At 42.5% G+C, this 7,213-nt stretch carries 6 protein-coding genes; all 6 read right to left on the bottom strand.

Annotated elements, in window-relative coordinates:
* A partial coding sequence (locus HYU69_11415) for a tetratricopeptide repeat protein (protein ID MBI2270942.1) occupies positions 1-1,253 on the bottom strand: 1,253 nt, incomplete at its 3' end.
* Positions 1,254-1,258: 5 nt separating this feature from the next.
* The gene (locus tag HYU69_11410; protein MBI2270941.1) at positions 1,259-2,170 is read right to left on the bottom strand and encodes a type IX secretion system membrane protein PorP/SprF; all 912 of its coding nucleotides are present in this window, start codon (positions 2,168-2,170) and stop codon (positions 1,259-1,261) included.
* On the bottom strand, positions 2,167-4,557 hold the full coding sequence (locus tag HYU69_11405) for a gliding motility-associated C-terminal domain-containing protein (protein ID MBI2270940.1): 2,391 nt from the start codon (positions 4,555-4,557) through the stop codon (positions 2,167-2,169). The genes HYU69_11410 and HYU69_11405 overlap by 4 nt, the downstream gene beginning before the upstream one ends.
* 48 nt (positions 4,558-4,605) lie before the next feature.
* Positions 4,606-4,842: a YqgE/AlgH family protein gene (locus HYU69_11400; protein MBI2270939.1), complete on the bottom strand. Its 237-nt coding sequence runs from the start codon at positions 4,840-4,842 to the stop codon at positions 4,606-4,608.
* The gene (locus HYU69_11395) at positions 4,839-5,120 is read right to left on the bottom strand and encodes a YqgE/AlgH family protein (protein MBI2270938.1); all 282 of its coding nucleotides are present in this window, start codon (positions 5,118-5,120) and stop codon (positions 4,839-4,841) included. The genes HYU69_11400 and HYU69_11395 overlap by 4 nt, the downstream gene beginning before the upstream one ends.
* Positions 5,121-5,149: 29 nt before the next feature.
* A complete protein-coding gene (locus HYU69_11390) occupies positions 5,150-7,171 on the bottom strand; it encodes a tetratricopeptide repeat protein (GenBank protein MBI2270937.1) in 2,022 nt (673 codons plus the stop codon).
* Between the last annotated feature and the right edge of the window lie 42 nt (positions 7,172-7,213).

The raw sequence follows: 7,213 nt of genomic DNA, 5'->3' as shown, positions 1-7,213 counted from the left end.
AGTTTCAGCTGAACGAAACTGTAAATGTCATCCGCGCCCTGGCCATCAGCCCTGTCGGATGAAAAATAGCCGGATATATTATCCTCTCCGAATAGAATACCGAAATCGTCTGTGGATGAGTTAAGTGGCGTACCCAGGTTCTCGGGCTCATTCCATTTACCATCGATCTGTGATGATGAAAAAATATCAAATCCTCCCAGGCCTGTATGACCGGTTGAACTGAAAAACAAAACATTGTCCTTACGGATATATGGGAATACCTCATCAAGCACAGTATTTATAACAGGTCCGAGATTTTGCGGCGCGCCCCATTTGTCACCTTCTTTTTTCGATACATAAATATCTTTCCCTCCAAAACCTCCGGCGATATCCGCCGCGAAATACAATTGCTGTCCATCGGCCGACAGGCTTGGATGTGAAACCCAGGCGCTGTCGTTTGCCAGGGGAACAAGTTTTCCTTTATCCCATTTACCATTGGAAGCCTTGGAAGAATAGATATGCGGCTCAAATATTTTGTTCGATGCCGAACGCGTTTCAATACGTGTAAAGAACATTTGCGTCTGATCACTATTGAAGGTTGCAATACCATCATGATAAGGACTGTTAACCTTTTTGGAAAAGCGTTGAGAGGACTTGAATATAGTTTTATCTTTCGGATCCTTTTCGGCAAAGTACAGGTTGAAGTACGGATGCTTGTTCCATTCGCTATTCTGAAAGTTAACGAGATCGGGCTCGCGGTCGCTGGTATAAACCAGGCCATTCTTATAAAACGCCGGCGCGAACTCCGAGCGGAGCGAGTTGAGGGCTTTTACGTTGATTACCTCATAATGGGATGGCTGCGACATGATGAGTTTTAATTCCTGCATCGATTTTACCGAGAGGTCGGCCTTTTTATCGGAAGGTACCAGCTCCATATAACGGTTAAACTGTTTTTCGGCTTCTTCATACTTTTTATTGTTCTTTAAAACCAGGCCGTAATAGAAAAAGGTAATGGGATCAACACCCATTTGCTGCACAGCCTGTGCATAGTAGATCTCCGCCTGGGTATAATTTTTTGTGAGCCTGTAACAGTGAGCCAGGTTTTGTAAAGCAGGTAGGTTAGTTCCTTTTTTAACAACTTTTAAATAGCAGGGTATGGCATTAGCGTATTCGTAATTCGAATAGTATTTATCGGCTTTCGTGAGCTGCGCGTTCATCTTCGCGGAACAGATCACGGCAAGAATAATAAATAGTATACCTGTTTTTTTTACCATACGGATCAGAGAAATCTGAATGACTGCATTTTCCTGCTAAATAAACTAAAATTATATCCCAACATGATTTCGTGCGATGAACCGCCAATGATACCGATATCATTGCGGCCGAGATCATACGCGTAACCTATTTTGAATTTTTCGGTGATATTGTATTGCATTAACAGAACGTAACCATATCCCATTCTGCCCGATATGCCTAACCAAAGTTTATTGCTGATAAGGAAGTTACAGTTTAAATCAACACCCATGGCACCCTGAACCAGTTTAACTAAAACGGAAGGGTTGATTATCAAATTATCGGATATGCTGAATGATTTACCTGCTGTGACAAAGAAATGGGGGAGAAGCAGCTGGGAATAATTCAGTGTGGGCATTCCTGTCCCGATTAGGTTTGTGGCGCTAAGCCCGGCGTAAAATGTATTGTTGTGATAATATACACCGGCGTCGGAAAGCACACGGGAAACATTTGTAACCCCTGCTCCTAACAACGCGTCAACTTTATCCTTTACGTCGACATCCTCCCAGTTATAAGAAACATTCGCGACACCCAGGCGTAAGCCAAACGACAATGTACCGGTGGGCATAATAAGACGATAAGCATAGGTGCCAAAAACCGCATTTGTTTTTGAGAACCCGATCTCATCGCTGAATACATTAAAGCCAAGCGCGACCTTTTCGTTTTTCAGGCTGCCATGAAATGAGAGGGAAGAGGTATTGGGCGCATTCTGTATACCTACCCATTGATTACGTATCATGGCTGTAGCCTGGAACGTGTTGTAATTACCGGCATAGGCAGGATTGATGGCGAACCGGTTGAACATATACCCGCTGTACTGCGGGTACTGCTGGGCCGACAGGGTGCCGGCAAAAAATAAAATGATAAAGTATAAAAATAAGTTACCCGTTTTTATCATTTCAGAAGTTCTACCTTTCCCGAATATTCAATTGAATTTACTTTAACAACGTAAAAGTAGGTTCCTTCGGGCATTGCTGTTCCGGATTGATCAGTGCCTTTCCACGCACGATCTGTGTTGTTGTACCCATCCGTCTGCCATATCCTGTTGCCCCAGCGGTTAAAAATGGCGACATTATTTAAGGCGTACGCTGTAATGCAGTCGATGTGCCAATAGTCATTATTGCCATCGCCATTGGGTGTGATCATATTGTAAAAATGCAGGTTGCAGCCATTTAGTGTATCAGAGAGCACGACACTGTTCCTGAACTCACAGCCTTGGCTATCTGTAATTGTATAAGCATAAAGTCCGGTGCAGAGACTGGAAATAACAGCGGTTGTAACACTATTCGACCATTGATAAGAATAAGGCGGAGTTCCGCCGGATGCCGCAGAAGTGATAGACCCATCGCAGCTTGTTGCTGATGCAGCATTTACTATAGATACAGCGTCAGTAAGCTGAGGTGGCTCGGCTATTACGGCAACAGTGGTGAATTTGCAGCCGTTGTTATCAGTGATCGTAACAGTATAGCTTCCCGCAATAACTCCTGAAATTGAAGAATTTGTTGCTCCGTTATTCCATGAATAAGCGGAAATGAGATTTCCGCCGGATAAAACGGCACTTGCGCTTCCGTTACTGCCTCCCTTACAGCTTACATTAGACAGAACTGTGGCTACAGCTGTACTTCCGCCTGAATAGACGATATTAATTGTTGTGCTTTTAATACAGCCATTGGCATCAATTGCGGTTACGGAATGTGTGCCCGGTGTAAGCCCGGAAACAGTTTGTCCGGTCGCGCCGCTGCTCCAGCTGTACGTGAAGGTACCGGTTCCGCCCATTGCTGTTGCAAGAGCGCTGCCATTTACAATAACGCAAGGAATGGTTAATGAGTTGGCCGTTAATGTAATTGCAGGAGGTTCTGTAATAACGACTGATCTGCTTGTAGCACATCCGTATGAATTGGTTACTGTAACAGCGTAAGTACCGGCCGTTAAACCGCTGATACCTGTTGTTCCTGTTACTCCATTGCTCCAACTGTAGGTATAAGGCATACCTGTGCTGCTTGCAACAGCAATTGTTGCAGAACCATTGCTATCACCATTACACATCAACGGACTGGCAGTTAAAATTACAATTGGAGCTGTTATACCCAGCAGCATTGCGACATCTGAAGTTTTACAATTATTTGTGTCTGCAACAGTTACGCTATAAGTTCCCGCCGGAAGCCCCGATATGGTTTTGGAGGTGGCGCCGTTACTCCAACTGTAATTATATGACCCGGTACCCCCGGTTGCATTGGCAGAAGCATTTCCATTTGCCGAACCACAGATGGGTTGGTTGACTGTCAGAGTTACTTTCAGGGGAGGAGGTTGGGTTATATTAACAATAGAGCCGGTCAGGCAGGAAGCGGCATCACGCACTATTACATAATATGTTCCTGCCGGAAGCCCGCTGGCGACCTGTGTGGTCGCTCCATTGCTCCAGCTATAAGAATAGGGAGTGATTCCTCCCGACATATTTACTTTGGCGGAACCATTGTTCCCGCCAAAGCAACTTACATTTGAAAGTCGAAAAGCACTGGCAGTTCCGCTGCCCGCGTTGGGAATTAATGTGATTAAGACTTTTGAGCATGCATTAACATCTTTAACAGTCACTATATAAAACCCCGCTGAAAGTCCGCTTGCAACATTCCCTGTTACTCCATTACTCCAGAAATAATTATGTGTACCGGTTCCCCCTGTAGAACTTACGATTGCAGAACCATTCGAAGCTCCGCATGTTGCCGCTGCTGGTATTACATTGGCACTTATTGCTGATGGCTGGCTGACCATAACTGTGGCTGCGGCGGAACAACCTTTGCTTTCTGTCACAGTAACTTTATAAGTCCCGGCACCCAGGCCCGAAATGCTTGGAGTTGTTTGACCGGTATTCCAAATGTATATAAACGGAGGAGATCCGCCATTTACCGGGGTAACAGTCGCGATACCATTAGTGTCACCAAAACACTTTAGCATTATTGACGGGGCCGCTATATTTAAGGGAGGTTTTACCGTTACCAAAGCGGTTGTAGTTGCTAAACCACCGGAAGCATCAGATAATGTTACTGTGTAATTAGTACTTGTTGAAGGACAAACACTTATAGTTGAAGCTGTTTCCCCATTACTCCATAAATAGGTGTAAGGAAAAGTTCCGCCAGCTCCTGTTGCCACTAATGTAGCGCAATGGCCCATGCAAACTGTAGCATCATTAACAGTAACGGTTTGGGCACTTATTACACCTGTTGAAGCTGCAATAAAAGCGGATAGACACTTAATAAACAAGGATATACGCATACCCGTATTGTTCATACGCTAATTTAAGCATACTTAATCAGATAACAAAGTCAGTACTTTTGATTAATTTAATTGTGGATCCTCCGGGTAATTAGCCATCATTTTATATTCTCCGCCTAACGATCTGATCACTTTTGGCCACAGTTCATTTGCCTTCGGATCCATGATAACATTTATTTTTGGTTCTGCCACGATCCACGAATTTTCTTTCATTTCTCTATCCAGCTGATCGGGATCCCAGCCTGCGTAACCAACAAAAAAACGAATTTGTTCGGGACCGATCTCTTTCTTTTTGATCATTCAACACCTTTTGTAATTACATCACCAAGGGTGTGAATATAAAACAGCTGATCGGTCGCTACAGGTCCACCCAGGTAAATGGGTTCTGTATATTCAGGAAAGTCAATAACGGCATCATATATTTTCATCTCAATGGCTTTGTTCAGTATAAAACCAAATGATCCTTTCTCATTATGATCGGCAAGGATAAGCACCGACCTTTTAAAATATGGATCTTTCATGAAGGGCTCCGCTATCAGTAGTTTTCCCTTATCCGGCTGAATCGTTTTCTTACTCATCGCGCAATATATTCATTAATTTCCAATTTTTATCTCGACTGTTTTAACAAGACTGACCTATCATTGTATATCCTTGCATTAACAGTATCTCCCATAAACCCATAGGTCATGCCAATATAAGAATACAAGCCGGGGTCATTATTTTTTATTTTAAGCCCTTTCAAAAAACAACCCAGCGCTTTAGTGTAATCCTTCATTATTCCGTAACAATTGCCCATATTGACGTAAGCATCGTAAAAGCCGGGGACGAGTGCTATCGCCGTTGTATAGCTATCAATGGCTTTCTTTTGCATCCCCCGCGCTGTATAAACAGCTCCTAAGTTACTGTATGCTTCCGCATAATCGGGCTGCATTTTAATTGCTATGTTCAGGTATTTCATGGCGCTATCCAATTGGTTGAGACGGTAATAATTCGTTCCCAGGTTGTTGTACATATAAAGGTATTGGTTGTTTCTGGACATTACTTTCTTATAATATTCAATTGATCTTGCATAATTTTTTTTGTAGCCTGCCAGTTGTCCGAGCAAATAATAAGGTTCAACATACCCATCGATTATTTGCAAAGCGCGATTAGCGGCGGTTATTGCTTCATTATAAACCCGTTCCTGTTCAGCTGGTGTTTTAATTGAATCGTGTACAAGTTTTGTGGTGAGATCTTTTGCATAGTTAAACTGGGCCCGTGCGCTGTTGGGAATATATTGCAGATCGGTGCGAAACAACGTGAGGTTATCTTTCCATGTTTCAGCCCTCTTATATGTTTTAAATGAATAGAGGACAAGCAGCACTCCGACCAAACCAAACAATTTCATATTGTTTTTAATAAGTGTTGAAATGCTGTAAAAATTTCGTTTGACAATTTCTGTTCCTGTGACTTTTGCCAACAGTAAGGATGCGATGATAGCGAATCCAAGTGAAGGTTGGTACAAAAAACGTTCAGCAGCAGTGGAGCGGGTAAGAAAGAATATATTTGAGACAAGGATCACAGGAAGCAGGTAAATGATCAGGCTAAAAACGATCGTATCCTTCTTCAAAAAATTTCTGAAAATATAAATACCGATGCTTACATACACCAATACCGATAATAGTGCCCAAACATTCCCGGGACCAACAATTTTAAAGGTGGCGAATGAGTAGTCGTAAACAAGTGGATGAGGAATAATCAACAGCTTAATATAGGTTCCTATAATTACCATAGCGGTAGCAAAACGATGTGGGTAATCGCTTGCGGAAACTGTATTGTCAATTACCGAAGCTATTTCTCCGACCATCTGCCTGTCAAGCACGGAAGCTCGTATGATCATGTATATAACCGCGGCAAACACATACCCGGCCATAATTACCGCATTCTTCTTAACCGTAGCACTTGTATAGTAAAATACAGCAACGGGGAAAATGACCAGGTACAGGATCGATGATTCTTTCGACATTAAGGCAAGAAAAAAACAAAACAACGAGATAATTAATTTACGCGGCACATTATTTCTCACATAGTCCAATAGCGTATTTAATGAAATAAGGAGAAACAAAAATGACAGGATCTCATCGCGGCTTTTAATATTGGCGACCACTTCCGTATGCAGAGGATGAGCAATAAATAAAAGGCTTGCGGCAAAAGGAATAAGCGGACTCATGTCAATGAATAATTTCCGCAGCGTAAAAAACAGAATGAAACCTGTCAGCGCGTATAGCAAAACATTGATTACATGTCCCGCAGTAGGATTATCAGGCCATAACTCCCATTCCGCCGCGAACATTACCACAGATAGGGGCCGGTAAAACATCTCATTTTTACCATCACTTCCGTACCAATATGCCGTCTGTAATAATTTAGGGATCCCCGCAAAACCTTGTTTAGTAAGAAAATTCCCCTTTATGGTTGGGATATCATCCAATACAAATTTGTGATTGAATGTATTTGAGTAAAGTACAAAACCAAGCAATGCTACAATCAGCGCCATAATTACCAGCCGCTTTTTATTAAGCTCGGGATGTAAATTTTTATTTACTACGGCAGGATTGCCCTGTTGTTTATTGGTGCTTTTTTTTACCATTTCCGCTATTGATGTGTTAAAAATCGCAATTTATCCTTAAAC

It is taken from the genome of Bacteroidota bacterium, from assembly GCA_016183775.1.
Taxonomy (GTDB): domain Bacteria; phylum Bacteroidota; class Bacteroidia; order JABDFU01; family JABDFU01; genus JABDFU01.
This window is presented reverse-complemented; position numbering and strand designations above follow the sequence as displayed.